Source organism: Sphingobium sp. 3R8 (genome assembly GCF_020166615.1).
In the GTDB taxonomy this organism is placed as follows: domain Bacteria; phylum Pseudomonadota; class Alphaproteobacteria; order Sphingomonadales; family Sphingomonadaceae; genus Sphingobium; species Sphingobium bisphenolicum.
Map to the genome: position 1 here is coordinate 177,150 of NZ_JAIQXR010000001.1, position 23,604 is coordinate 200,753.

The following is a 23,604-nucleotide window of genomic DNA, read 5'->3' on the forward strand; positions in this document are numbered from 1 at the left end:
ATATATAGTCATGACGACATTGGTCGCGCCGCGCCGCGCCATGCCGCCTGCCTGCACCAGTCATCCACTCCGCAGGACGGTGCCCATGCTATCACGAGGCTTTTTATGCCTCGACCATGCTCCGCTTCCAGCGCGTATTCGAACGCCGCTGCGATTTTGGGCCGCTTTTGCCTCAGTGTGCCTGTCATGGATATATTGGTCCTTGCCGAACACGTCGCGTCGAGCGGAAAAGGTGACGTCTGCCGTGGGCAGGACGGCAATTGCGGTGGGGCCGTTCCGGTCATTCCCCGGCGCGCAAGCAACGATGCCTACAGCGTCGGGCATATGGCGCTTAGTCCCGGTGCAGTGGATGCGATGGCTGGAAGGTTGCATGTGGCAATAATCCGATTAAACGTCGGATATTAATAGGGGTGATAAGCGACGGAGGCAAGCGTCATTTCGCTGGGCTATATGGGGCATGGTACGGCGAAATAGGCATGATCCCACAAGGGCGCGGCGATAATGTGGTTTAGGAGCCGGGATATGTGTCCACAATCGATTCCAATATCCGTCGAATTTTGCCGAGCAGATGGCCATTTTGGGCATCGCTGCTGACGATCGCGATGGGCCAGGGGCAGTGCGTTCCGCACGAACTGAAGCGAGAAGTGCTCGGCCGCGCGGTCAAAAGTATCTCGACGGGCCGTTGCTATGTGACAGGTAATGTCGACCGGCGATCGACAAATCGAAACCGTATGAGAATGACCGTTCCGGCCGCGCTATCGCCGATTTCGACCTGGGCGCCCATCCGCTGCGCGGCCGACCGGACGATGGCGAGGCCAAGGCCCGTACCGTCAGGCCCCTGCGCGCCGCCCAGTCGGACGAATCGCTCGAATATGGCCTCCCGCTTGTCCGGCGGAATGCCAGGGCCATCGTCGCTGACCGTCACCAGGGTTTCGGTCGGTCGCCTTAGCAAGGCGACGGATACGGTGCCGCCGGGCTGGTTGTAGCGGATGCCATTGTCGATGAGATTCGCGATGATCTCGAAGGCCAGCGTGCGGTGGCCGGAAATGACATAATCTTCCCCGTCATCCGCATCCAGGTTCAGCTCGACCCCGGCGGCGATGGCCGGATTGATCAGGCGGCCGATTACGGCTGCGCAGACTTCCTTGAGATCGACCGCCTCCAATGGGGCGGACACGCCGGCCTCCTCGGCACGGGCAAGCGCCAGCAACTGGGTCACCAGCCGTTCGAGCCGTGTCACGGCGTCACCGATCTCGTCGAGCGCTTCGCTCGATCCGCGCCGGGCCAGCGCAACCTGGACCTTGAGCACCGACAATGGCGTGCGCATCTGGTGCGAGGCGTCGGCGGTGAAACGCCGCACGCCGCCGGTCGCATTGTCGAGTTGCGCCAGCAACTGGTTGAATGCGCGCGCCAGCGGCTGCAACTCGCTGGGCAGCGGCCCGTTATCGAGCGGCGAAAAATCCGGTCGGCTGCTCAGTTCGCGGGATTCGACCGCGCCGCGCAGCCGGGCGAGCGGCCGCAGGCTCCACCCCAATGCCGGGCGCAGCAGCAGGGCCGCCACTCCCACCAGCGCCAATTCCGCGAGTAGCAGTGCGCCCAGCAGCCGGTTGGTGAGCGCCTTGCGGTTGTCGAGCGTCTCGGCGATCTGCACGATCACCGGCTTGTCTATGCGGGGCAGCATCCGCTTCACCTCGCCAATGCGGATGTCCTGGTCGCGATAACGGGCAAAACGGAAGCGGGGCTGATCGATCACCAATTGTGCGGGATCGGGCGCGGGCAGGTCGGCATAGCCGGTGAGCAATTCGCTGCCTACGGCGATGCGGTAATAGACATTGTCGCGTTCGCCATTCTCCAGCATTCCGAAAGCGGCGGGCGGCAGGTCCAGGGTCACTTCACTGCGCTCGACCTGTACCGTCTCGGCAATGGCGCCCAGCGCGCCGGCCAATACCCGGTCGTTGGTGCGGCGCACGACATCGGCGATCAGGGTCGCGCCACCGATGCCGATGATCGCCGCCACTGCCAGCAGCGGCCCCAGCACCGCCGCCAGCAGTCGGGTGCGCAGCGCGATGGCCCCGCCCGATGCGCTCCGCGGTTCAGCCGGCATCGAGCATATAGCCTACGCCCCGCACAGTGCGGATGCCGGGGCCGTCGGGCGCCAGCTTGCCGCGCAGACGGGTGACATGCACCTCGATCGCGTTGCCGCCCACAGGCTCGTCGAACCCGAACACTTCGCCGATCAGCAATTCGCGCGGCACGACCTGGCCCGCGCGCGTTGCCAGCGCATCGAGCACCGCCAGTTCGCGGCGGCGCAGGTCCAGCGGACGCCCGGCAATGTCCGCCATGCCGGTGGAGCGGTTGATGGTCAGAGCGCCGACCGTGATCTGTGGCGTCGGATCGCCGCCGCGCCTTCGCCCCAGCGCCCGCACGCGCGCTTCCAGTTCCTCCGGCTCGAACGGCTTTCGCAGATAATCGTCCGCACCCAGGTCCAGCCCCCGGACCCGGTCGTCCAGCGCGTCGCGCGCGGTCAGCATCAATATGGGCGTTCGCGCCCCGCGTCGGCGCAGTTCCGCCAGGACGGTAAACCCGTCGATATCGGGCAGTCCGACGTCGAGGATCACCAGCGCATAGGGTTCGCTGCCGACGACGGACAGCGCATCCTCGCCGGTCGCGACATGATCGACGGCATGGCCGCCCGCGCGGAGCAAGGCCGAAATGCTGCGCGCCAGGGCCGCGTCGTCCTCGATGATCAAAATGCGGATAGGGCACCGTATGCTGAAAGGTTGATGACAGGTTCGCTTTCTATCCCACCCTTGCATCTTATCCGAACAGAGAGACGGAAAGCGAGGAGATGGGTCGATGCGACGGGTTATTCTGAAGATAGCGATGCTGGCAAGCCTGTCCATGCCAGCGGTCCCGGCAGGCGCGCAGCAGCGGCCGACCGGCTATCCGCGCTCCTACGACCAGTTGATCGCCGACGCCCGCGTCGAGCGGCAGGTCAGCATCTACGCCAATGCCGACCGGGCGGAAATGGCCCCGCTCATCCTCGCTTTCCAGCGCCGCTACCCCGGCGTCACCGTGCGTTATGCCGACCTGGGTTCGACCGAGATTGCGCGCCGCTTCGTCGCGGAAACGCGGGGGCGCAAGCCGTCGGCCGACCTTGTCTGGTCTTCCGCGATGGACCTGCAGGGCAAGCTCATCAACGACGGCTTCGCGCAGGCCTATGCCAGCCCCGAAAAGCCCGCTTTGCCGGCGTCGGCCGTGTGGAAGAATATGGGCTTTGGCGTGACCGCCGAGCCGATCGGCTATGTCTATAACAAAAAGGCGATCCCCGATGCGCGGGCGCCGCGCACCCATGCCGCGCTCGAAGCGCTGCTGCGCCGCGACCGCCGCGCCCTGACCGGCAAGGTCACCACCTTTGATCCGGCGCGCTCCAATGTCGGCTATCTCTATCTGGCCGAGGATTTTGCGATCACGCGCGACACCCGATCGCTGGTGGAAGCGATGGCCGCGACCCGTCCGGTGCTGGCAACCACGACGGAGCCGATGCTGCGCGCGGTGGCCGAAGGGCGGCAGGCGATCGCCTATAATGTGATCGGCTCCTATGCGTTGGAGCGGGCGCGGCGCGATCCGCGGATCGGCGTAGTCTTCCCGCAGGACTACACGATCGTCACGTCGCGCATCGCCTTTATCGCGCGTGAGGCGCGACATCCCGCCGCGGCGAAGCTGTTCCTCGATTTCCTGCTGTCGCGCCAGGGGCAGTCGCTGCTCGCCCAGCACAGCCTGTGGCCGGTGCGGACCGACATCCGCGCCCGCCGCCTCCCCGCCGCGCAGGTCCGGCCGATCCGTGTCGGTCCCCAGCTTCTCGTCAATCTCGACCGCCTCAAGCGCCAGCGCTTCCTGCGCGATTGGAACGCGATCCTCACTTCCGGAGCCCAGAGCCAATGACGTCTTCCACCCTGCGCGGCGGTTGTGCCGCGCTGGCGCTCATCGCCGCCACGCCCGCGCTGGCCCAGGCGCCCAGCAATGCCGATCTGGCCGATCTGGTGCGAGCCCAGGCCGCGGAGATCGCCACGCTGAAGGCCAGGCTCGACAAGCTGGAAGGGCAGAATGCCGCCATGGCAGCGGCCCAATCCGCACCTGCGCCCGCCACCGCGCCGCAAATGGCGCAACAGCAGGCCGCGCCGCCCTTGACGGTCAGCCCGTTCGCGCCGCAGATCGTGCCGCCCGGCCCCGCCGACATCGATGTGGCGCAGGCGCGCGCCATCGCCGCGAACGAGGTCGGACTCAAGACCGAATGGGGCGCGGGCCTGCCGGTGTTCCGTTCGGCCGACGGTGTGTTCACTTACAAGCCGCGCGGCCGCATTCTGGTGGACGTCAGCTCGACCATGGGATCGAAATATAGCGGCCGCAACACCACCACCACCGGTATGCGCGCGCTGCGCCTGGGGCTGGAGGGCGGGGTAGGCCCCCATTTCTTCTATCAGTTCGAAACCGACTTTTCGGAAAATGAGGTCGACATCGTCACCGCCTTCATGGGCTGGCGCAACAAAATCGGCAGCAAGGTCGACTATGACGTGCGCGTCGGCCATCTGTTCAACGACCGCGCGTTCGAGGGCAGCACCGGCTCCGACTCCACGCCCTTCCTGGAACGCGGCACGGTGTCGACGGCGATCATCCCGCAGCGCGGCTTCTATGGCATCGGTATCATGGGGCGGATGTTCGGGCCGAACTGGCACGCGTCGGTCGCGGTCACCGGCGATCGCGTCGATGGGCAGCAGGCGACCAATGACAGCCGCACCGTATCGGCGCGCGCACATTGGAACCCGATCAAGACCGACACGTCGCTGCTGCATGTCGGCGCATGGGGCTTCGACGAAGCCCTGTCTTCGGCAGCGACAACATTGACGCGGAGCACCGTGATCGGTGGACGTTTCAACGGCGCGGTGCGGGTAAGCACAGGCGAACTGCTCGGTGGTCGATCCACCACCGGCTATGGCGTCGAACTGGGCGGCTATACCGGCGGCCTGTGGGTGATGGGCGAGGCGGGCCAGCGGATCGCGCGGCTCGACGCGGGGCGGCCCGATTTCAAGAGCAAGGCGTGGAGCCTGTCCACCGGCCTGTTCCTGACCGGCGAACTGCCCCCCTACAACCCGCGCCTCGGCAGCTTCGGCCAGCCCAATGTGCTCGACCCCGTGCTAGACGGCGGAACGGGAGCGATCGAACTGACGGCGCGCTACGAAAATCTCGACTATACCGATCTCGTCCTGGGCGGGGAGGGCTGGGCCGCGACGCTGGGGGTCAACTGGTATCTCAACAGCTTCACCCGCTTCCAGTTGAACGGCATCCAGTGGCACAGCGACAATCGCGCCGGCGCCTATACCGGCAGCGACGATGGCCAGACCATCTCCGCCCGCGTCGGCGTGACCTTCTGATCCCCATTTCTTTAGTTCTTTCAAGGACGCAGCGATGAACCTCGCCCTGCTCGGCTTCCTGATGGTCGCCACATTCATGACGCTGATCATGACAAAGAAGATGACGCCGCTGGTCGCGCTCATCGTCATCCCGTCCGTCTTCGGCGTGATCGCCGGGCAGTCGGCGGGGCTGGGCGACATGATGATCGAGGGGATCAAGAATCTGGCGCCGACCGGCGTCATGCTGCTGTTCGCCATCCTCTTCTTTTCGACCATGACCGATACGGGCCTGTTCGATCCGCTGGTGGGCCGCCTGATCCGGATCGTCCATGGCGATCCGATGCTGATCCTGATCGGCAGCGTGGTGCTGTGCGCGCTCGTCAGCCTGGATGGTGACGGCTCGACCACCTACATCATCACCATCGCCGCATTGCTGCCGCTCTACAAAAGGTTCGGCATGAACCGGCTCTATCTCTGCTGCCTGTTGATGGCGACCAGCGGGGTCATGAACCTGACGCCCTGGGGCGGTCCCACCGCCCGCGCGGCCAGCGCGCTCAAGCTGGACCCGGCGACCCTCTTCCTGCCTTTGATTCCCGGCATGATCGCGGGCCTCGCCTTCCTGATCGGACTGGCCGTCTGGTTCGGCCGCAAGGAACGCAGCCGCCTGGGCCATGTCAGCGTCATGGAGACGACCGAAGCCGCCCATATGGCGGTGTCCCAATATCCCGAAGCGCGTCGCCCGCATCTCATCTGGTTCAATGCCGCGCTGGTCATTGCGCTGCTTACCCTGCTGGTCTGGGGATTGCTGCCGCTGTCGGTCCTGATGATGATCGCCTTCGCCATCGCGATGATCGTCAACTATCCCGGCGTCGCGCAGCAGAAGGAGCGGATCGCTGCCCATGCCGGCAATGTCCTGTCCGTCGTCTCGCTGATCTTTGCCGCCGGCATCTTTACCGGCATTTTGGGCGGCACCGGCATGGTGGAGGCGATGAGCAAGGAAGTGGTCGGCGTCATCCCGCCGGCGCTCGGCCCCTATATGGCGCCGATCACCGCGCTGCTCAGCCTGCCTTTCACCTTCTTCATCTCCAACGATGCCTTTTATTTCGGCATGTTGCCGATCCTGGCCGAAGCGGGCGCCCATTATGGCGTGGAGCCGATGGCCATCGCGCGCGCATCGCTGATGGGCCAGCCGGTCCACCTGCTCAGCCCGCTGGTGCCGTCCACCTATCTGCTCGTCAGCCTGGCGGGCATCGACCTGGCCGATCATCAGCGCTTTACCCTGCTGCCCGCGGTGGCGGTGTGCGTGGTCATGACGCTGGTGGGCATGATCGCGCTGGCCTTCCCCTTCATCGCCTGATTCCTGGCAGGCGCGCGCTATTCTGGCGGTTGCGCGCGCCTGTGCGCCGGGAAGGGCACGGACGCCACAAGTGGGCTAACAGCGCGCTATGACATGCGGGGGCAGGGCGTGGGGCGCTGCAAATGTTCCATAACCAGCGAAGGCGCGCCCATTAACGCAGCAAATCCCCTCGGCATCAGCGCGTCGATCCGCTTTTATTCAGCATCATCCCCACGTCCGACCTTTGACGAGATATCGTGCAGAAGGCGAGGGGGTATCGGTAATTCATTCTATAAATTCGAACAGTGAAGATAAATTTATCCGACTGTTTCGGATGACATCCCTCGCATAAACCTCCTCTCAGCCCGAACGTACCGGGCGCCATGAGTTTTAAACAGGAGGTTTCCACCATGTCGATCACCGCCACGCCGACCCCCGCCAAGGCTCTTCTCAGCCCCACCAACCACGCGCTCGTCCTGATCGACTTTCAATCGCAGATGGCCTTCGCCACCAAGTCGATCGCGGCCGAACTGCTGCGCAACAACGCCGCACTGATTTCGAACGCCGCCGCCGGCTTCGGCGTCCCCACCATCCTGACCACGGTGGCAGAAAAGAGCTTCTCCGGCCCGATGTTCGGCGAGATCACCGACGCCTTTGCCGGCCAGGCGCTGCTGGATCGCACCTCGATGAACAGCTGGGAAGACGCCGCCGTCATCGACGAAGTCAATCGCATCGCCAAGGACCGCGTCGTGTTCGCGGGCCTGTGGACCAGCGTCTGCATCGTCGGCCCCGTCCTCTCCGCGATCGAACAGGGGTTCGAAGCCTATGTCATCACCGACGCCAGCGGCGATATTTCCGAAGAAGCACATGAGCGCGCCGTGGAACGCATGATCGCAGCCGGCGCCAAGCCGATCACCTCGCTCCAATATCTGCTCGAACTGCAGCGCGATTGGGCCCGCACCGAAACCTACGACATGACAACCGGCATCGCCCGCAAATGGGGCGGCGCCTATGGCCTGGGCATCACCTATGCCAAGACCATGTTCGGCGCGTCCGAAGGCAGCCATTGATCTGCCCTGGCCGGGCGCGCCCTTTTCGCTCGGCCACCATTTTTCTCCTGCGTGAAGGATTTTACCCATGAGCAATTTCGTCACCACCGCCGACGGCGTCGACATCTTCTACAAGGACTGGGGCAGCAAGGACGCTCAGCCGATCATGTTCCACCATGGCTGGCCGCTGTCGTCGGACGACTGGGACGCGCAGATGCTGTTCTTCCTGTCCAAGGGCTATCGCGTCGTCGCCCATGATCGCCGCGGCCATGGCCGCTCCGCCCAGGTCGATGTCGGCCATGACATGGCCCATTATGCCGCCGACGCCGCTGCGGTCGTCGCCCATCTCGACTTGAACAACGCCATCCATATCGGTCATTCGACCGGCGGGGGCGAAGTCGCTGCCTATGTCGCGCGCCACGGCCTGCCGCAGGGCCGCGTCGCCAAGGCCGTGCTGGTCAGCGCCGTGCCGCCGATCATGCTGAAGACCGATCGCTATCCCGGCGGCCTGCCCATGGACGTGTTCGACGGTCTGCGCGCGGGCCTCGCCGCCAACCGCGCCCAATTCTTCCGCGATGTCGCCGCCGGTCCCTTCTATGGCTTCAACCGCGAAGGCGCGGATGTGAAGCCGGCCGTCATCGACAACTGGTGGCGCCAGGGGATGATGGGCAGCGCGCTCGCCCACCATGCCGGGATCAAGGCCTTTTCCGAAACCGATCAGACCGATGACCTCAAGGCCATCGCCGTGCCGACGCTCGTGCTGCATGGCGACGACGACCAGGTCGTGCCGTATAAAAATGCGGGTGTGTTACAGGCCGAAATCCTGCCGAACGCTACCCTCAAAATCTACGAAGGCTATTCGCACGGCATGCTGACGGTGAATGCCGACATACTGAACGCCGACATCCTCGCCTTCATCCAGGCCTGATCGCGCAACAGGGAGAACGGACATGAAAGCCTATATCGTCTCGCTGGGCGCAGGCCTGATCGTCGGCATCGTCTACAGCCTGCTGGGCGTCCGTTCTCCCGCCCCGCCCGTCATCGCCCTGATCGGGCTGGCAGGGATATTGCTGGGCGAGGCGGTGATCCCCGCTGCCCGGCATTATCTCGCCCCTTCGACCCATAGCCGCCCATCGGAGCCGCACGCATGATGACCCGTCGCCAGGCCCTGGCCAGTGCCGCCACTACCGCTCTTCTCACCGCCACGGAAAGTTTCGCCATGACCCAGAAGGACATCATCCTCATCAACGCGAAGGTCACGACCCTGGACCGCGAACATCCGGTCGCTGAGGCGGTCGCCATCCGCAGCGGCAAGTTCCTGGCGGTCGGCGGCGAGCAGGAGGTGCGTGCCGCTGCGGCCCCGGACGCCATGGTAATCGATGCGCAGGGCCGCCGCCTGATCCCCGGCCTGATCGACAGCCACATCCACGTCATCCGGGGCGGCCTTAATTACAATATGGAACTGCGCTGGGAAGGCGTGCCCAGCTTGTCCGAAGCGATGGCGATGCTCAAGCGCCAGGCCGACAACACCCCGCCGCCCCAGTGGGTGCGCGTCGTCGGTGGCTTCACCGAACATCAGTTCGCCGAAAAGCGCCTGCCCACCATCGCGGAGATCAACGCGGCAGCCCCCGACACGCCGGTTTTCATCCTCCACCTCTACGACCGCGCGATCCTCAATGCCGCCGCGCTGCGCGCCGTGGGTTATACCAAGGATACGCCCAACCCGCCGGGCGGCGAGATCGTCCGCGATGCGCAGGGCAATCCGACCGGGCTGCTGCTGGCCCAGCCCAACGCGACGATCCTTTATGCGACGCTGGCCAGGGGGCCGAAGCTGCCGCCCGAATATCAGCTCAACAGCACGAAACATTTCATGCGCGAGCTGAATTCGCTGGGCGTCACCAGTGTCATCGACGCGGGCGGCGGTTCCCAAAATTATCCCGACGATTATGAGATCGTGGAGAAGCTGCACCGGGACGGCGAACTGACCCTGCGCATCGCCTATAATCTCTTCACCCAGAAGCCCAGGGAAGAGCTGAAGGACTTCGCGAACTGGTCGACCCAGATAAAGCCGGGCGATGGCGATGACAGCTATCGCCACAATGGTGCAGGCGAGATGCTGGTCTATTCCGCCGCCGATTTCGAGGATTTTCGCGTGGCCCGGCCCGACATGGCGCCGGAGATGGAAGGCGATCTGGAACCCGTCATCCGCCTCCTCGCCGAACGCCGCTGGCCCTGGCGCCTGCACGCAACCTACGACCAGACGATCGGCCGCGCTCTCGACGTGTTCGAGAAGGTGAACAAGGATATCCCGCTTGAAGGGCTCAACTGGTTCTTCGACCATGCCGAAACGATCAGCGATCGCAATATAGACCGGATCGCGGCCCTGGGCGGCGGCATCGCCGTGCAGCACCGCATGGCGTTTCAGGGCGAATATTTCGTCGAGCGCTATGGCGCCAAGGCGGCCGAGGCGACCCCGCCGATCAAGAAGATGATGGCGGCGGGTATCCCCGTGGGCGCCGGCACCGACGCCACCCGCGTCGCCAGCTATAATCCCTGGGTGTCGCTCTCCTGGCTGGTCACGTCGAAGACGGTCGGTGGCCTCGCCCTCTATCCCGTCCGCAACCGGCTCGACCGCGAGACTGCGCTGCGCCTCTGGACCGAACGCAACACATGGTTCTCGAACGAGGTCGGCAAGAAGGGACAGATCAAGGCCGGACAACTCGCCGATCTTGCTTTGCTGTCGGACGATTATTTCAGCGTACCGGAAGACGAGATCGCCTTGCTCCGATCCGTCCTCACCGTGCTGGGCGGCAGGATCGTCTATGGCGAGGGCGATTTCGGCCCGCTGGCCCCGGTCGCACCCAAGGCGATGCCAGACTGGTCGCCGGTCGCAACCTTCGGCGGCCATTATCGCAAGGACGAGACGGCCCGGAAGCTGGCGTCGGCCTGCGGCTGCGCTTCCTCCTGCGGCGTCCATGGTCATGACCATGCTGCCGCGCTGGGCGCCTCCGTCCCTGCCGCCGACGTCCAGAGCTTCTGGGGTTCGCTCGGCTGCGGCTGCTGGGCGGTCTGATCCGCTTCATCCAACAGGATATATCTCATGTCTTTCACACCACGGCCCATCGCTGCCATCCTCGACGCGCGCGCAACCTGGTTCCTCGCCCGCCTGGCGCTGACCGGTCCTTATATCCTCGGCGGCCTGGTCAAGCTCAGTGACTGGCAGGGCGCCATTGCCGAACAGGCGCATTTCGGCCTCCAGCCCGCCGCCCTGTTCGCTGCGCTCACCATTGCGGTCGAACTGGTCGGACCGGCGCTGATCCTGATGGACGCGATGGCCTGGCTGGGCGCGGGGATGCTGGGCGCCTTCACCCTGCTGGCCGCCATCGTCGCCAATGGTTTCTGGACGATGGAGGGGCCAGCGCGCTTCATGGCGACCAACGCCTTCTTCGAACATCTGGGCCTGGTCGGCGGATTCGCCCTGATCGCCATCGTCTCGCGCCAGCGCGTGACGGTCCGTGCGTAGTCCGGCGCTGCTGGCTGCGCTGGTCGTCGCCGCGCCCGCCAGCGCCCAAACGGGCGAACCCTGGCAGCCGCCGACCCTCACCAATACGCGTTATCAGGAGGATTGGAGCCGGCTTGCCGATCCCGCCAACCATGACGGCCGCTGGACAGAACCGTTCAAATATGTGCCGCTGGGGTCCGACGCCTGGGTTTCGACCGGCATCGAATTGCGCGCGCGCGTCGAGAGCTTCGATGACAATCTGTGGGGCGGAGCCGATGCGCCCGACGACGCCTATCTCTGGCTGCGCGCGCTGCCCTATGCCGACCTGCATATCGGCGATGTGCGGGCTTTCATCCAGCCGGTCGTCGCCTATGCGGTCGGCGTCGCGCCCGCCGCCGGTCCGGTCGACCGGACCGGCGTGGACATCCTGCAGGGCTTTGCGGAGGTCGATCTGGGCGCCGTCACCCTGCGCGCCGGTCGGCAGATGCTCTCGCTGGGAACCGAGCGGCTGGTCGGCACCCGTTATGGTCCCAATGTGCCGCTCGCCTTTGACGGCGTTCGCGCCGATATGACGCTTGGCAAGGCGCAACTCAGCCTGCTGGCGGTGCGGCCGGTACAGCCAGGCCCGGGCAGTTTCGACGACGCTACCTCGGACAGGAAGGCGCTCTGGGGCGCCTATGTCGCACTGCCGGAACTCGACCTCTATTATCTGGGTTACCGCAACCGCGCCGCCCGCTTCGGCGGGCTGGAAGGGCGCGAGGTCCGGCACAGTGTCGGCGTGCGGTCATATGGCACACGGGGCGCTTGGCGCTGGAATGTCGAGGGCGTCGCCCAGTTCGGCCATTATGCCGGGCAGCGCATCGCCGCCTGGACGATCGGCACCGAAATCGGCCGCCGCCTGCCTGCGCTGCCGCTGACGCCACAGATCATCATGCGCGCCAATGTCGTCAGCGGCGATCGCAAGGCGAATGGGACGCTCGGCACGTTCAACGCGCTTTTCCCCAAGGGCAAATATTTCGGCGAGCTCTCACCCATCGGCCCGACCAACATCATCAACCTGCATCCCGGCGTCCCCTTGACCCTGCGCGACGACCTGTCGCTGTCGATTGCGGGCATGGCCTATTGGCGCTATACCAAGGGCGACGGCATCTACGACATTCCAGGCAACCTGATCCGCGGGCCGGGCAACGCGACATCGCGCTTTATCGGCACGCAGGTCGAAGCGGCGCTGAGCTGGCAGGCGACGCCCGAATGGGAATTGTCCACTTCGCTGTCGGCCTTTTCGCCAGGCGCCTTCCTTCGCCAAACCGGCCCGGCCGAGACGATCAAGATGTTCGGGCTGGAGAGCAATTTCCGCTTCTGATCCTTATTCCATTATTTCGAACAAAGCGGTCCATTTTATTCGGATGCCTCTGGCCGGGCCTGTCCCTTAAACCAGCGGCCTATCCACAGGGAGACCATCCATGACCGCCGCCAAAACCACCCCGTCACCGTTGCCATGGCTGCTTCTGTTGTTGTCCGTCACCACCGGTTTGGTCGATGCCATCAGCGTGCTGGGACTGGGCAAGGTCTTCACCGCAAATATGACCGGCAATATCGTCTTCCTGGGCTTTGCCGCCGCCGGCACGCCCGGCTTTCGCGTCGCGCCCTATCTGGCCGCCGTTGCAGCCTTCATGATCGGCGCGCTGGCTGCGGGACTGGTGGGCAAGGGCCATGCCGGACTGCCGCTGCGCCGATGGCTGCTGGTCGCCGCGCTGGTGGAAGCCGTGCTTCTCTGGATCGCCGCCGGCGTTGCGGTCGGCTTTGACTTCGCGATTCAGTCGCCGGATTATAAGATCTTCGCGATCATCGCGCTCACCGGCGTCGCCATGGGCTTTCGCAACGCGACGATCCGCCAACTGAAGGTGCCCGACCTCACCACTACCGTCCTGACCCTGACAGTGACCGGACTGGCCGCCGATTCCAGCCTGGCGGGCGGCAGCAACCCCAATTGGGGGCGACGCATCGGCAGTGTCGCCGCCATCTTCCTGGGCGCGGCGATCGGCGCGTTCCTCGTCACCCATGGCGGGCTGGTCGCACCGCTGCTTCTGGCCGGTATGCTGGTATTGGCCGGGACGCTGGCCTGCATGTTGCACCCCGCAGCCGGCGATATGGTGGCGGGCTGATCTTGCGGTGCCCGCTCGATCCGTCGATCGGGCGCGAACCCGTCGCGTTGCTCAGACATCGCCCATCCCGTGCAGTTCCAGATCGTCCTTTCCGAGCGCCACGAACTGGTCGAGCAGCCAGGACGCGGCCGGTCCCGGCGGCGTGTCGCGTCGCCATACGCCGGCAAAGCGGTAGGTGCCGCCCAGATGATCGGGCATGGCGAGCCGCACCAGCGTCCCCGCGACCAGATCCGGCTCGATCATCGGCAGCGGCATATTGCCCCAGCCTATCCCTTCGCGCAGCAGCGCGTGCTTGGCGCCTAGGTCGGCGAGCCGCCAGGTCTTGGGGCTCATCACCGAATAATCCTGTCCCTCGGTGAAGCGCGAGCGGTCGGTCAGCACCAACTGGGTATAGTCCCGGCCCGCGCCCGGCGGGATGCGTTCCATGCGGCCGAGCGGATGATCGGGCGCGGCGACCGGCACCATCGGCACGGACCCCGCCGCGATGCATTCGACCCCCTCGACCCCCGCGGCGAGCGGCCCGGAAATGCCGACCACCGCCGCGCGATCCAGCACCATCGCCGTGATCGCGCCCAGCGCCTCGACATGCAGGCGCAACTGTACCGTCGGAAATTCCGCGGCGAAGGCGCGCAATACCCGACCCAGTCGTTCGGATGGCACCATGACGTCGACCGCCAGATCGACCTCTGCTTCCAGTCCGTCCAGCAGGCCCTTCACCTTGGCGCGCAGTCCGTCAATGCCGTGCGATATGCTGCGCGCTTCGGCCAGCAACGCACGGCCCGCCACGGTCAGTTGCGGCTTGCGCGTCCCCTCCCGCTCAAACAGCATCATGCCCAATTGCGCCTCCAGATTGGCGACACCATAGCTGATGACCGAAACCGCCCGGTTGAGACTGCGCCCGGCCGCCGCGAAACTGCCCGTATCGACGATGGTCAGGAAGATGCGCAACTGGTCGAAGGTCGGTGTACCGGGCGTATGCACTATTCCATTTCCTCGAACGTTCAGCGAGTTTTTATTCCTGCAATCGGGACGACCGGCAAGCTTTAAAACTATCGCGAGCGATATCGGCCGATGTCCTTCTACAGGCGGTTTGACGCCCGCGTCGGACCGTTCTACCCGCGCAGCCATGATTGCGCTCCTGTCCCCCGCCAAGACGCTCGATTTCGAGCGCACGCTACCGCCGCTTGAGGCATCGACCCCGCATTTCGCGCAGGAGGCGCGCAGTCTCGCCAAATCGGCGGCGAACCTGACGCAGAAACGACTGTCGGAGTTGATGCATATTTCTCCGCGCCTCGCCAAGCTCAATGCCGACCGGTTTCGCGACTTTGCGGACCTGCCCGAACGGCCGGCGCTGTTCGCCTTTGCCGGCGACGTCTATACCGGCTTCGAGGTGGATACGCTGGATGCGGCCGGCGTCGCTTTCGCGCAGGACCATGTTCGCATGTTGTCGGGCCTCTACGGCCTGTTGCGGCCGCTCGACGCCATCCGGCCCTATCGGCTCGAAATGGGCACGCGCTGGGCGCCGCGCCGCAAAAGCCTGACCGACTGGTGGGATGACCGGATCGCGCAGTTCCTGCTGGCCCAGCTTGCCGAGGAAGGATCGGGCGTCTTACTCAACCTTGCCAGCCAGGAATATTTCGCGGCGGTCAAGGGCAGGCTGGGCAAGGTCCGGGTGATCGAGGTCGAATTTCGCGAACCCGGTCCGAACGGTCCGCGCTTCATAAGCTTCAATGCCAAGCGGGCGCGGGGCATGATGGCGCGCTGGTTGTGCGAACATCATATCACGGACGTGGATGCGATGCGCGGGTTCGACAGCGACGGCTATCGCTTCGACGCTGAAGAGAGCGACGCGGATCGCTGGCGTTTCAGCCGGACATGACCCCAGGCAGCAAGGCGTCCGCCGTCATCATCGGCGCATCCGGCGGTATTGGCGGGGCATTGGAAGCGACGCTGATGGAGGAAGGCGCGTTTGCCGTCGTCCACGGTTTCGCGCGCTCCCGAAGCGACGCGCAGCATATCGATCTGCGGGATGAGTCCAGCATCGCCAAGGCCGCCGCGCATGTGGCCAGCGGCCCCACGCCGACCCTGGTCATCGTCGCGACAGGTTTGCTGCATGAAGGCGACAGAGGCCCGGAAAAGGCGCTGCGCGATCTCGATCCGGACTGGCTCGCGCAAATCTATGCGATCAACGCGATCGGTCCCGCGCTGGTGGCGAAGCATTTCCTGCCGATCATGCCCAAAGCAGGCCGCACGGTGTTCGCGGCGCTGTCGGCGCGGGTGGGATCGATTAGCGACAATCGCCTGGGCGGGTGGCACGGCTATCGCGCGGCCAAGGCCGCGCTCAATATGCTGGTCCGCACCCTGGCGATCGAGGAACGCCGCCGCAACGATCGGGCGATCGTCGTGTCGTTGCATCCCGGCACGGTCGATACGCAATTGTCGCGCCCGTTCCAGGCCAATGTCCCGGCGGGGCGCCTGTTCGATGCGGAACGCGCGGCGTTGCAACTGCTGGACGTGATCGAGGGCTTGAAGGCGCCCGACAGTGGCAAGCTGTTCGATTTTCAGGGCGAGGAAATCGCGTTCTGACGGGCGCGTGCGGATGATGTCACCCCGTTCTGAATAGGCCCAAGCTGAGGCTCCAAAGCGGCCGAACAGGCTGCCGCCTCAGCCTCACTCGACCAGAGCGGGCTGGAGGAAAGAGGCGAGGCGGCCGCTGATGATTGTTTCCGCCTCATCGACGATGCGCGCCAGCAGATCGGCGCAGGTGGGAATGTCGTGGATCAGCCCCTGAATTTGCCCAGCCCAGATCAGACCAGCCTCCAGATTTCCGGTTTCAAGCGCGTCGCGTCCCTTGGCGCCCGACACGAGCGCACGGATATCCTCGAAAACGGTATCAGCTTGCGCACTGATCTCCACTACCTGGTCCGACACGCCGTTCCTGGCGACGCGGCCGGTATTGTGGAATTTGCGGAAGATCAGGTTGGTGGCGCGCTCGTCATTGTCGATGATGAACTGTTTTACGCGCTCATGGATCGGCGCCTCGACCGTGGCGCAGAAGCGGGTGCCCATGTTGATGCCCTCCGCCCCCAGCGCCAGCGCAGCCGCAAGGCCGCGCCCGTCGCCGATCCCGCCGCTCGCCAACATCGGGATTTTCACCTTGTCGGCCGCAGCCGGGATCAGGATCAGGCCCGGTATATCGTCTTCGCCCGGATGGCCCGCACATTCGAAGCCGTCGATGGAAATGATGTCCACGCCCATGCGCTCCGCAGACAGGGCATGCCGGACGGCGGTGCATTTGTGCAGGACGGTGATGCCGTGCCCCTTGAAATCGTCGACATGCGCCTGCGGCTTGTGGCCCGCTGTCTCGACGATCGTGACGCCGCTGTCGATGATCGCCCTGCGATACTCGGCATAGGGCGGCGGCGTCACCGACGGCAATATGGTGAGGTTTACGCCGAACGGGCTGTCGGTCATCGCGCGGCAACGATCGATTTCCCGCCGTAGATCGTCGGGCGTAGGCTGAGTCAGCGCGGTGAGGATGCCAAGACCACCGGCATTGGACACGGCCGCCGCCAGTTCGGCGCGGCCGACCCACATCATGCCGCCCTGGACGATCGGATGTTCGATGCCTAGCAGTTGCGTGATGCGCGTCTTCAACGCCATTACAGCGCCTCCACGATCGTCACATTGGCGATGCCGCCGCCTTCGCACACTGTCTGAAGCCCATAGCGCTTCCCGCGCGCGCGCAGCTCGTGGATCAAAGTCGCCATCAGCTTCGTGCCGGTCGCGCCCAGCGGATGGCCAAGCGCGATCGCGCCGCCATTGACGTTGAGCCTGGCCGGGTCGGCGTCGAGCGCCTGGAGCCAGGCAAGCGGCACCGGCGCAAAGGCTTCGTTCACTTCATACAGATCGATGTCGTCGATCGTCATGCCCGCCCGTGCCAGCGCCTTGCGCGTGGCGAAGACCGGCTCTTCCAGCATGATAACCGGGTCACCGGCTGTTACCGTCATGTTCACGATCCGCGCCAGTGGCGTCAGATTATGCGCCTTGAGCGCCCGTTCGTTGACGACCAGCACGGCCGATGCGCCGTCGCAAATCTGGCTGGCATTGGCGGCCGACACCACGCCGCCTTCCTTGAGCAGCTTGACCGATCCGATGCCTTCCAGCGTCGCGTCGGCGCGGACACCCTCATCCTTCACATGGACGCCGCCCTCGACCGCCAGCGGCACGATCTGTCCGACGAAGCGATTGGCCTCGGTGGCGGCTGCGGCGCGCTGGTGGCTTTGCAGTGCATAGCGGTCCAGCGTCTCGCGATCGAAGCCATATTTGGCTGCGATCATTTCGGCGCCTTCGAACTGGCTGAAGCTCTCCACGCCAAAGCGCTGCTTGACGCGGTCGCTGAACGGGCCGACGCCCACGCCTTCGCGCTGATGATAGGCGGTGTTGGAGAACATCGGTACGCGCGTCATGCTTTCCGCGCCGGCCGCGATGACGACATCCTGTGTGCCGGACATGACTGCCTGCGCCGCGAATTGCAGCGCCTGCTGCGATGATCCGCACTGGCGATCGATGGTGACGGCGGGTACGCTCTGGGGCAGGCGGGACGCGAGCACGGCATTGCGGGCAAAGGCGAAGGCTTGCTCGCCCGCCTGCGTCACGCAACCCAGGATGACGTCCTCTATCGCGGCGGGATCGATGCCGCTGCGGTCGACCAGCGCGTTCAGCACCTCGCCGCCCATGTCGGCCGGATGCCAGCCGGCGAGCGCACCATTGCGGCGTCCACCCGCGGTTCGTACGGCGTCAACGATGAAAGCTTCGGTCATGTCATGCGTCTCCTGAGAAATCGGGTTTGCGCCGGCCAAGGAATGCCGCGACCCCTTCGCGACATTCGGCGCTGCCACCGGCTGCCGCGATGCTGCGCGTCTCGCGCTCCAACTGGCCTTCGAGCGGGCTGTGCGAGCTTTCCAGCAACAGCGCCCGCGCGCCGGCTATGGCGCCGGTCGGCCCATCGGCCAGCATCCGCGCCGTCTTCGCCATCTCCGGCGCCAGTTGGTCATCCGGTACGGTGCGCGTCACCAGGCCGATCGCGGCGGCTTCTTCGGCGCTGACCTTGCGATTGGTCAGGATGATTTCCTGCGCGCGGCGCAGTCCGACATGGCGCGGGAGCAGCCAGGACATGCCGCCATCGGGGGTCAGGCCGACGCTGCCATAGGCCGCGATGAAATGGGCCGAATGCGCCACGATCACGACATCGCCCGATATGGCGAGGCTGAGGCCCGCGCCTGCTGCCGGGCCGTTCACCGCTACCAACAATGGCTTGTCCATTCGCAGCAACCGCGTCACCGCCATGTGCAGCGTGCCTGCCAGCCGGCTGAGAAAGGCCGGCACCTGATCGCCCGCCGCATCGAAGGCGGATATATCGCCGCCGCCGCAGAACAGCTTGCCATGGCCGGTGAGTACGACACAGCGGATAGCCGGATCATTATCGCAGCGGATAGCGGCGTCCAGCAGCGCATCGGCCAGCGGTTGATTAACGGTATTGCCGGCCGCCGGGCGGTTGAGTGTCAGCGTGGCGACGGCGCCATCCACGCTGACCAGAACGGGAAGCGCGCTCATCGGCATGTCTCCATCGACCGGCGCGCCAGGGCGGACAGGCGGGGCAGGGCCTTCGCGCGCTCGCGCGCATGGGCGGACGCCGCCGTGCCGCGGATCACGCGGCCCCTGATGCCGTGGAAGATCGCCGCCAGCCGGAAATAGTTGAAGGCGATGTAGAAATCCCAGTTGGGAATGCCGCTCCGGCCCGTTCGCGCGCAATAGGCCGCGACATAGTCCGCCTCGTCCGGAATATTCAGCGCGCCGATATCCACGCCGCCCAGTCCCGCCACGATATCGGGCGGCATCTGGTACATCATAGCATGATAGGCGAAGTCGGCCAGCGGATGGCCCAGCGTCGACAATTCCCAGTCCAGCACCGCCAGCACGCGTGGCTCGGTCGGATGGAAGATCATGTTGTCGCAACGGAAATCGCCATGGACGATGCTGCTTTCCTCGCCGGCCGGAATATTCTCTGGCAGCCAGGCGATCAGCGCATCCATGTCCGCGTCGCGCCCGGCATCCGCATCCTCCAGATATTGCCTGGTCCAGCGACCGATCTGCCGCGCGAAATAATTGCCCGGCTTGCCATAATCGGCCAGCCCGATCGCGGCATAATCGACCCCATGCAATTGCGCGATCGTCGCGTTCATGGCGTCGAAATAGGCCGGTCGCTCCGCGTTGGAGACGGTCGGGAAGGTCGCGTCCCAGAATATCCGGCCCTCGACCATGTCCATGATATAGAACCAGCTGCCGATGACGCTCTCGTCGGTGCAGAGGCCCAAGACATGCGCCACCGGGAAGCCGACGCCGCCCAAAGCGGTCAATATCCGCGCCTCGCGATCGACGGCGTGGGCGCCTCTCAGCGTATCGCCCGGTGGCTTGCGACGCAGCACATAGAAGCGGCCAGGCGTCACCAACTTATAGGTCGGGTTGGACTGCCCGCCCTTGAACTGTTCGACGCGCAGCGGCCCGGCATAGCCCTCGACATGCGCGGCCATCCAGCATGCGAGCGCATCCTCGTCGAACCGATAGGTGTCGCGCACGGCCGTCGTGCCGGCATTGGCGTCCTCTCCGACGCCGCTCATGGCTTGCCCTTTTCCGACTGGGCCGCTTTCCAGTCCCGCCTGATCTTTTTGGCCAGGCTCCATTTGTGGACTTCTGTCGGGCCGTCATAGATGCGGAAGGCGCGAATCTCGCGATAGACCTGTTCGACGATGGTGTCGCTGGTCACGCCGGAACCGCCCATTACCTGCACGCAGCGATCGGCTACGCGCATCAGGGCCTCGGACACCGCGACCTTGGTCATGGAGCTTTCCGCCGTGCCCAGCGATCCGCCATCCAGCACCTGCGCGCACCAGTCGATCATCAACTCGCACTGCTTCAGGTCGATCATATTGTCCGCCAGCATGAAGCCGACGCCCTCATGGTCGATCAGCGTCTTGCCGAAGGCCATGCGCCGATTGGCGTAATCGGTTGCGATTTCGTGCGCGCGGATGCACGCGCCCAGCCAGCGCATACAATGCGACAGCCGCGCCGGGCTCAGGCGCACCTGCGCATATTGAAAACCCTCGCCCGGATTGCCCAGCATCTGGTCGGCCGGCACGCGCAGATTGTCGATGGTCAGGACGGCATGGCCACCCGGCATCGAACTATCGATCGTATTGGGGACATGGTCGATGCGGATCGCCGGGTCGGGCAGGTCGACCAGGAACATGCACGCACCGTCTTGCGACTTGGCCATGACGATGCCGATCCCCGCGCCGTCGGCCCCGGTGATGAACGCCTTGCGCCCGTTGACGACCCAGTGATTGCCATCCTGATGGCAGGTCGTCTGCATCATCGACGGGTCCGATCCCGCTCCACCTTCGGCCGCAGGTTCGGTCATGAAGAAGGCCGATCGGGTGCGGCCCTCGATCAACGGCTTGAGAAACCGTTCCTTGATCTCCGCACTGCCGACCTTGCCGAGCAGATAGATATTGCCTTCATCGGGCGCGCCTGTGTTGCACGCCAGCGGTCCCAGCGGCGACAGCCCCGTCTTCGCCAGCACGATGGCGGTTTCCTGCTGGCTGAGATGGCTGCCATCCTCCAGGATATGCGGGGTCAGTACGCCCGCTGCCCGCGCCTTGTCCTTCAGTTCGGTGACCAGTTCCTCGGAGGGGCAGTCATGATGGTCCCGACGCGGATCATGCTCATAGGGAACGACGACATCGCGGACAAAGGCTTCGACCTTTGCTGCGATCGCGGCGGTGCGCTGGGGACCGACGCCGCTCATGCCGATGCCGCGGCCTTCGCTCGCGCCGTTACGATCGCCGCCAAACCGCTGATATCCATGCGCAATCCTCTTCGCTGTTTGTCGATAACCGCGCCGCAGCCGGATAATAGGCGGGGGGTAGGCGCCATCATTCGAATCAAGAAACCTGTTAGACCAATATACACTCATGAGTGTATTGTGCTTTGACAAGTTTCCTGTCAAGCACCGGGGCATGCAGGATGTTTCACCTTTCAGGAATGCGGCGCAGCGCCAGACGGACAGGGCGGCCAAGCGGGACGCGGTGTTGCGCGCCGCCGTTCGGATGTTCAACGAACGCGGATTTTTCGCGACGTCGCTCGATGACGTCGCGGCCAGTCTCGGCATCTCCAAGCGCACCATCTATCATTATCTGGCGAACAAGGATCAGGTGCTGCTGGAATGCGTGACCATCGGATTGCAGCAATTGCTGCAGGCGGCGGAAGAGGCGCGTGCCGAATCGGGCAATGGCCGTGATCGCCTCATGAAGTTCCTGCGCCGTTATGCCGAAATCAACATGGACGATTTCGGCCGGTGCGTCATCCGCACGGGCGAAGAAGCCTTGTCGCGCGAGAGCCTGCCGCGCTACCGCGCGCTCAAGAAGGAAATCGACGTCGCGCTGCGCCAGATGCTGCGCGAAGCGATAGACGATGGCTCGATCGCGCCGATTGACGTGAAAATCGCCGCTTTTACGCTGGCTGGCGCCTTGAACTGGCCGGCGCGCTGGCATGAACCGAACGGCGCATTGTCGACCTCGCAGATCGCCGATGCTATGGTGGATATTCTCATGGCCGGGCTGGATTCACGCAGCGCCTGAGCGGAAACATGGATGGCGATCGACCGCTTATCCTCCCTGCTACAGCCCTTCGGCCTCGACCCAATGGGCGCTGGTGACCTGACGGGCGAGCGCCCAGACCTGTCTCCGGATGTCCGGTACGGCGACGATTTCCCAATGCGCGCCGCGGGTCATCGGCCCTACGACATGCAGGCGCGGCTGCGCGCGGCCGTCGGCGGCGATGGCATGGCATTGGCGATCGACGTCGATGCCGATCGCCAGCGGATCGGGCCGGATGTCGCCCCGGTCGAACAGGTTGCGCAGCAGCGGATCGGTCACGCGCCGCAGGTCGCCAAGCGGTCCTGTGCAGTTGATCACCCGCGTCACTGTCAGCGTCTCGTTTTGCTCGCCTCCGCGCGGACGCAGTTCCACGATCAGGCCGTCGCCATCGGGCGTCGCCGTCTCCACCTTCGCCGCCCGGACCGCCAGCCGTCCTCGCGCGCGCAGTCCGTCCAGCCGTTCGGCGACTTGCGGCGCGACCCGGTGGCGATGGACATCCCAATAGGGGCGCAGGTGACGCAGGAAGCGGCTGCGTTCGGCTGCGCTGGCGGCGCGCCACATGTCGGCGCTGAAGGGCCGCAATTCGTCCACCGCATTGCGCCATCCGATCTCCGCCGCCCGTTTCCGTACCCCAGCTAGCAGCAGCGAAACCGGCCCTGCCGGTCGTTCTACCCGGACGGCACAGGGCGGGGCGGGCGCATGGGCGTGCGGAGTCAGGCCACGGCGCGACAGGGCGACGATCTTGCCCCGAAACCCCGCACTGTCCAGGCTCAATGCGCAATCAATGGCGGTCAGTCCGCTGCCCAGCAATAGAACCGCGTCGTCGCTACCCAGGCCTGTGGCGATGTTCGCCGCCCAGGGATCATCGACATAGGCGGGGCGATCAAGGCCGACAAAGGCGGGCAGGTCGTGCGGGGGCAGGTTGCCCGGCGCGATCACGGCGATATCCGTTGTCAGGGTGGCGCCCGATCGTAGCCTCATGCATGCGCGGTCATCCGCAACGATCAGGTCTGTAGCCTCGTCGCTGACGATGCTGATCCGGTCGCCAGCGGTTGCACGCGCCTCATCCAGCAGTGCGCATAAATAGGCGCCATAATCGCGTCGGGTGGCGAAGCTGCCCTCCTGGCCCAATCCTTGCGCCGTCAGCCAGTGTGCGAAATGGCCGGGCTGATCGGGCAGCGCGCTCATATTGGCGGCGCGGACGTTGAGGATATGGCCGGCCTGCGCCGCGCCATAGGCCAGGCCGCGTCCCAGCCGGTCGGGACGTCGCTCCACCAGCGTCACCCGGACATTGCCGTGCCGCAACAGGTTGATCGCCAGCAGTACGCCGCTGAAGCCTCCGCCGACGATGGCGACATGATCGACCTTCAGCATGGATCAAGCATTTCTAATGGTTCGCCCGACATTGCTTGTGGGACATATCT

21 protein-coding genes and 1 pseudogene are annotated in these 23,604 nt (G+C 65.0%); 13 read left to right on the top strand and 9 right to left on the bottom strand.

Translation table 11 applies throughout. From position 1 onward, the window contains the following. Window positions 1-685: 685 nt before the first annotated feature. A complete protein-coding gene (locus K9B33_RS00845; protein WP_224545968.1) occupies window positions 686-2,104 on the bottom strand; it encodes a sensor histidine kinase in 1,419 nt (472 codons plus the stop codon). Further along, window positions 2,094-2,747: a response regulator transcription factor gene (locus K9B33_RS00850; protein ID WP_224546272.1), complete on the bottom strand. Its 654-nt coding sequence runs from the start codon at window positions 2,745-2,747 to the stop codon at window positions 2,094-2,096. The genes K9B33_RS00845 and K9B33_RS00850 overlap by 11 nt, the downstream gene beginning before the upstream one ends. 109 nt (window positions 2,748-2,856) lie before the next feature. On the opposite strand from K9B33_RS00850, the gene K9B33_RS00855 reads away from it, so the two are divergent. The 10 genes and pseudogenes from K9B33_RS00855 (at window position 2,857) to K9B33_RS00900 (ending at window position 13,463) form a co-directional block, all read left to right on the top strand. Further along, window positions 2,857-3,945 carry an ABC transporter substrate-binding protein gene (locus K9B33_RS00855; RefSeq protein ID WP_224545970.1) on the top strand — a complete coding sequence of 363 codons (1,089 nt, stop codon included), beginning with the start codon at window positions 2,857-2,859 and terminating at the stop codon, window positions 3,943-3,945. Next, on the top strand, window positions 3,942-5,432 hold the full coding sequence (locus K9B33_RS00860; protein ID WP_224545973.1) for an OprO/OprP family phosphate-selective porin: 1,491 nt from the start codon (window positions 3,942-3,944) through the stop codon (window positions 5,430-5,432). The genes K9B33_RS00855 and K9B33_RS00860 overlap by 4 nt, the downstream gene beginning before the upstream one ends. A gap of 34 nt (window positions 5,433-5,466) precedes the next feature. Further along, window positions 5,467-6,768 (top strand): CitMHS family transporter, encoded by a 1,302-nt coding sequence (locus tag K9B33_RS00865; RefSeq protein ID WP_224545975.1) that lies wholly within the window; start codon window positions 5,467-5,469, stop codon window positions 6,766-6,768. Window positions 6,769-7,157: 389 nt separating this feature from the next. After that, window positions 7,158-7,817: a hydrolase gene (locus K9B33_RS00870; RefSeq protein ID WP_224545977.1), complete on the top strand. Its 660-nt coding sequence runs from the start codon at window positions 7,158-7,160 to the stop codon at window positions 7,815-7,817. 67 nt (window positions 7,818-7,884) lie between these two features. Continuing rightward, window positions 7,885-8,724: an alpha/beta fold hydrolase gene (locus K9B33_RS00875; RefSeq protein ID WP_224545979.1), complete on the top strand. Its 840-nt coding sequence runs from the start codon at window positions 7,885-7,887 to the stop codon at window positions 8,722-8,724. Between the two features lie 22 nt (window positions 8,725-8,746). Continuing rightward, window positions 8,747-8,902 (top strand): annotated as a pseudogene (locus K9B33_RS00880) (DUF1427 family protein); the annotation flags it as partial. A gap of 41 nt (window positions 8,903-8,943) precedes the next feature. Then, window positions 8,944-10,869 (top strand): amidohydrolase, encoded by a 1,926-nt coding sequence (locus tag K9B33_RS00885; protein WP_224545981.1) that lies wholly within the window; start codon window positions 8,944-8,946, stop codon window positions 10,867-10,869. A 27-nt stretch (window positions 10,870-10,896) separates the two neighbouring features. Further along, the gene (locus K9B33_RS00890) at window positions 10,897-11,319 is read left to right on the top strand and encodes a DoxX family protein (protein ID WP_224545983.1); all 423 of its coding nucleotides are present in this window, start codon (window positions 10,897-10,899) and stop codon (window positions 11,317-11,319) included. Next, the gene (locus K9B33_RS00895; protein WP_224545985.1) at window positions 11,312-12,661 is read left to right on the top strand and encodes an alginate export family protein; all 1,350 of its coding nucleotides are present in this window, start codon (window positions 11,312-11,314) and stop codon (window positions 12,659-12,661) included. The genes K9B33_RS00890 and K9B33_RS00895 overlap by 8 nt, the downstream gene beginning before the upstream one ends. A 100-nt stretch (window positions 12,662-12,761) precedes the next feature. Further along, window positions 12,762-13,463, top strand: a complete 702-nt coding sequence (locus K9B33_RS00900) for a YoaK family protein (RefSeq protein ID WP_224545987.1) — start codon at window positions 12,762-12,764, stop codon at window positions 13,461-13,463. Between the two features lie 51 nt (window positions 13,464-13,514). On the opposite strand, the gene K9B33_RS00905 is transcribed toward K9B33_RS00900, so the two are convergent. Next, entirely contained in the window at window positions 13,515-14,444 is a 930-nt protein-coding gene (locus K9B33_RS00905) for a LysR family transcriptional regulator (RefSeq protein WP_224545989.1), read from the bottom strand. A gap of 145 nt (window positions 14,445-14,589) precedes the next feature. Between K9B33_RS00905 and yaaA the strand changes: the two genes are divergently transcribed. Then, window positions 14,590-15,342 (top strand): peroxide stress protein YaaA, encoded by a 753-nt coding sequence (gene yaaA / locus K9B33_RS00910; protein WP_224545991.1) that lies wholly within the window; start codon window positions 14,590-14,592, stop codon window positions 15,340-15,342. Then, the gene (locus K9B33_RS00915; RefSeq protein WP_224545993.1) at window positions 15,339-16,049 is read left to right on the top strand and encodes an SDR family NAD(P)-dependent oxidoreductase; all 711 of its coding nucleotides are present in this window, start codon (window positions 15,339-15,341) and stop codon (window positions 16,047-16,049) included. Before yaaA ends, K9B33_RS00915 begins: the two co-directional genes overlap by 4 nt. A gap of 84 nt (window positions 16,050-16,133) precedes the next feature. On the opposite strand, the gene K9B33_RS00920 is transcribed toward K9B33_RS00915, so the two are convergent. Genes K9B33_RS00920 through K9B33_RS00940 form a run of 5 tightly spaced genes read right to left on the bottom strand, consistent with a single transcriptional unit; the run spans window position 16,134 to window position 21,330 of the window. After that, a complete protein-coding gene (locus K9B33_RS00920) occupies window positions 16,134-17,126 on the bottom strand; it encodes an NAD(P)H-dependent flavin oxidoreductase (RefSeq protein ID WP_224545995.1) in 993 nt (330 codons plus the stop codon). After that, window positions 17,126-18,286 (bottom strand): acetyl-CoA C-acetyltransferase, encoded by a 1,161-nt coding sequence (locus K9B33_RS00925; protein WP_224545997.1) that lies wholly within the window; start codon window positions 18,284-18,286, stop codon window positions 17,126-17,128. Before K9B33_RS00925 ends, K9B33_RS00920 begins: the two co-directional genes overlap by 1 nt. A 1-nt stretch (window position 18,287) precedes the next feature. Further along, on the bottom strand, window positions 18,288-19,079 hold the full coding sequence (locus K9B33_RS00930; RefSeq protein ID WP_224545999.1) for an enoyl-CoA hydratase/isomerase family protein: 792 nt from the start codon (window positions 19,077-19,079) through the stop codon (window positions 18,288-18,290). After that, window positions 19,076-20,143: a phosphotransferase gene (locus tag K9B33_RS00935; protein ID WP_224546001.1), complete on the bottom strand. Its 1,068-nt coding sequence runs from the start codon at window positions 20,141-20,143 to the stop codon at window positions 19,076-19,078. The genes K9B33_RS00930 and K9B33_RS00935 overlap by 4 nt, the downstream gene beginning before the upstream one ends. Then, window positions 20,140-21,330, bottom strand: a complete 1,191-nt coding sequence (locus K9B33_RS00940; protein WP_224546003.1) for an acyl-CoA dehydrogenase family protein — start codon at window positions 21,328-21,330, stop codon at window positions 20,140-20,142. Before K9B33_RS00940 ends, K9B33_RS00935 begins: the two co-directional genes overlap by 4 nt. A 211-nt stretch (window positions 21,331-21,541) precedes the next feature. On the opposite strand from K9B33_RS00940, the gene K9B33_RS00945 reads away from it, so the two are divergent. Next, entirely contained in the window at window positions 21,542-22,162 is a 621-nt protein-coding gene (locus K9B33_RS00945; protein ID WP_224546005.1) for a TetR/AcrR family transcriptional regulator, read from the top strand. 39 nt (window positions 22,163-22,201) lie between these two features. On the opposite strand, the gene K9B33_RS00950 is transcribed toward K9B33_RS00945, so the two are convergent. Next, window positions 22,202-23,554, bottom strand: a complete 1,353-nt coding sequence (locus tag K9B33_RS00950; RefSeq protein WP_224546007.1) for an FAD/NAD(P)-binding protein — start codon at window positions 23,552-23,554, stop codon at window positions 22,202-22,204. Between the last annotated feature and the right edge of the window lie 50 nt (window positions 23,555-23,604).

Coding starts and splice junctions, on each gene's coding strand:
- K9B33_RS00940 (WP_224546003.1), bottom strand. CDS start 21,330: ATGAGCGGCGTCGGTCCCCAGCGCACCGCCGCGATCGCAGCAAAGGTC.
- K9B33_RS00870 (WP_224545977.1), top strand. CDS start 7,158: ATGTCGATCACCGCCACGCCGACCCCCGCCAAGGCTCTTCTCAGCCCC.
- K9B33_RS00935 (WP_224546001.1), bottom strand. CDS start 20,143: ATGAGCGGCGTCGGAGAGGACGCCAATGCCGGCACGACGGCCGTGCGC.
- K9B33_RS00845 (WP_224545968.1), bottom strand. CDS start 2,104: ATGCCGGCTGAACCGCGGAGCGCATCGGGCGGGGCCATCGCGCTGCGC.
- K9B33_RS00915 (WP_224545993.1), top strand. CDS start 15,339: ATGACCCCAGGCAGCAAGGCGTCCGCCGTCATCATCGGCGCATCCGGC.
- yaaA (WP_224545991.1), top strand. CDS start 14,590: ATGATTGCGCTCCTGTCCCCCGCCAAGACGCTCGATTTCGAGCGCACG.
- K9B33_RS00855 (WP_224545970.1), top strand. CDS start 2,857: ATGCGACGGGTTATTCTGAAGATAGCGATGCTGGCAAGCCTGTCCATG.
- K9B33_RS00875 (WP_224545979.1), top strand. CDS start 7,885: ATGAGCAATTTCGTCACCACCGCCGACGGCGTCGACATCTTCTACAAG.
- K9B33_RS00950 (WP_224546007.1), bottom strand. CDS start 23,554: ATGCTGAAGGTCGATCATGTCGCCATCGTCGGCGGAGGCTTCAGCGGC.
- K9B33_RS00860 (WP_224545973.1), top strand. CDS start 3,942: ATGACGTCTTCCACCCTGCGCGGCGGTTGTGCCGCGCTGGCGCTCATC.
- K9B33_RS00945 (WP_224546005.1), top strand. CDS start 21,542: ATGCAGGATGTTTCACCTTTCAGGAATGCGGCGCAGCGCCAGACGGAC.
- K9B33_RS00930 (WP_224545999.1), bottom strand. CDS start 19,079: ATGAGCGCGCTTCCCGTTCTGGTCAGCGTGGATGGCGCCGTCGCCACG.
- K9B33_RS00890 (WP_224545983.1), top strand. CDS start 10,897: ATGTCTTTCACACCACGGCCCATCGCTGCCATCCTCGACGCGCGCGCA.
- K9B33_RS00925 (WP_224545997.1), bottom strand. CDS start 18,286: ATGACCGAAGCTTTCATCGTTGACGCCGTACGAACCGCGGGTGGACGC.
- K9B33_RS00865 (WP_224545975.1), top strand. CDS start 5,467: ATGAACCTCGCCCTGCTCGGCTTCCTGATGGTCGCCACATTCATGACG.
- K9B33_RS00900 (WP_224545987.1), top strand. CDS start 12,762: ATGACCGCCGCCAAAACCACCCCGTCACCGTTGCCATGGCTGCTTCTG.
- K9B33_RS00920 (WP_224545995.1), bottom strand. CDS start 17,126: ATGGCGTTGAAGACGCGCATCACGCAACTGCTAGGCATCGAACATCCG.
- K9B33_RS00885 (WP_224545981.1), top strand. CDS start 8,944: ATGATGACCCGTCGCCAGGCCCTGGCCAGTGCCGCCACTACCGCTCTT.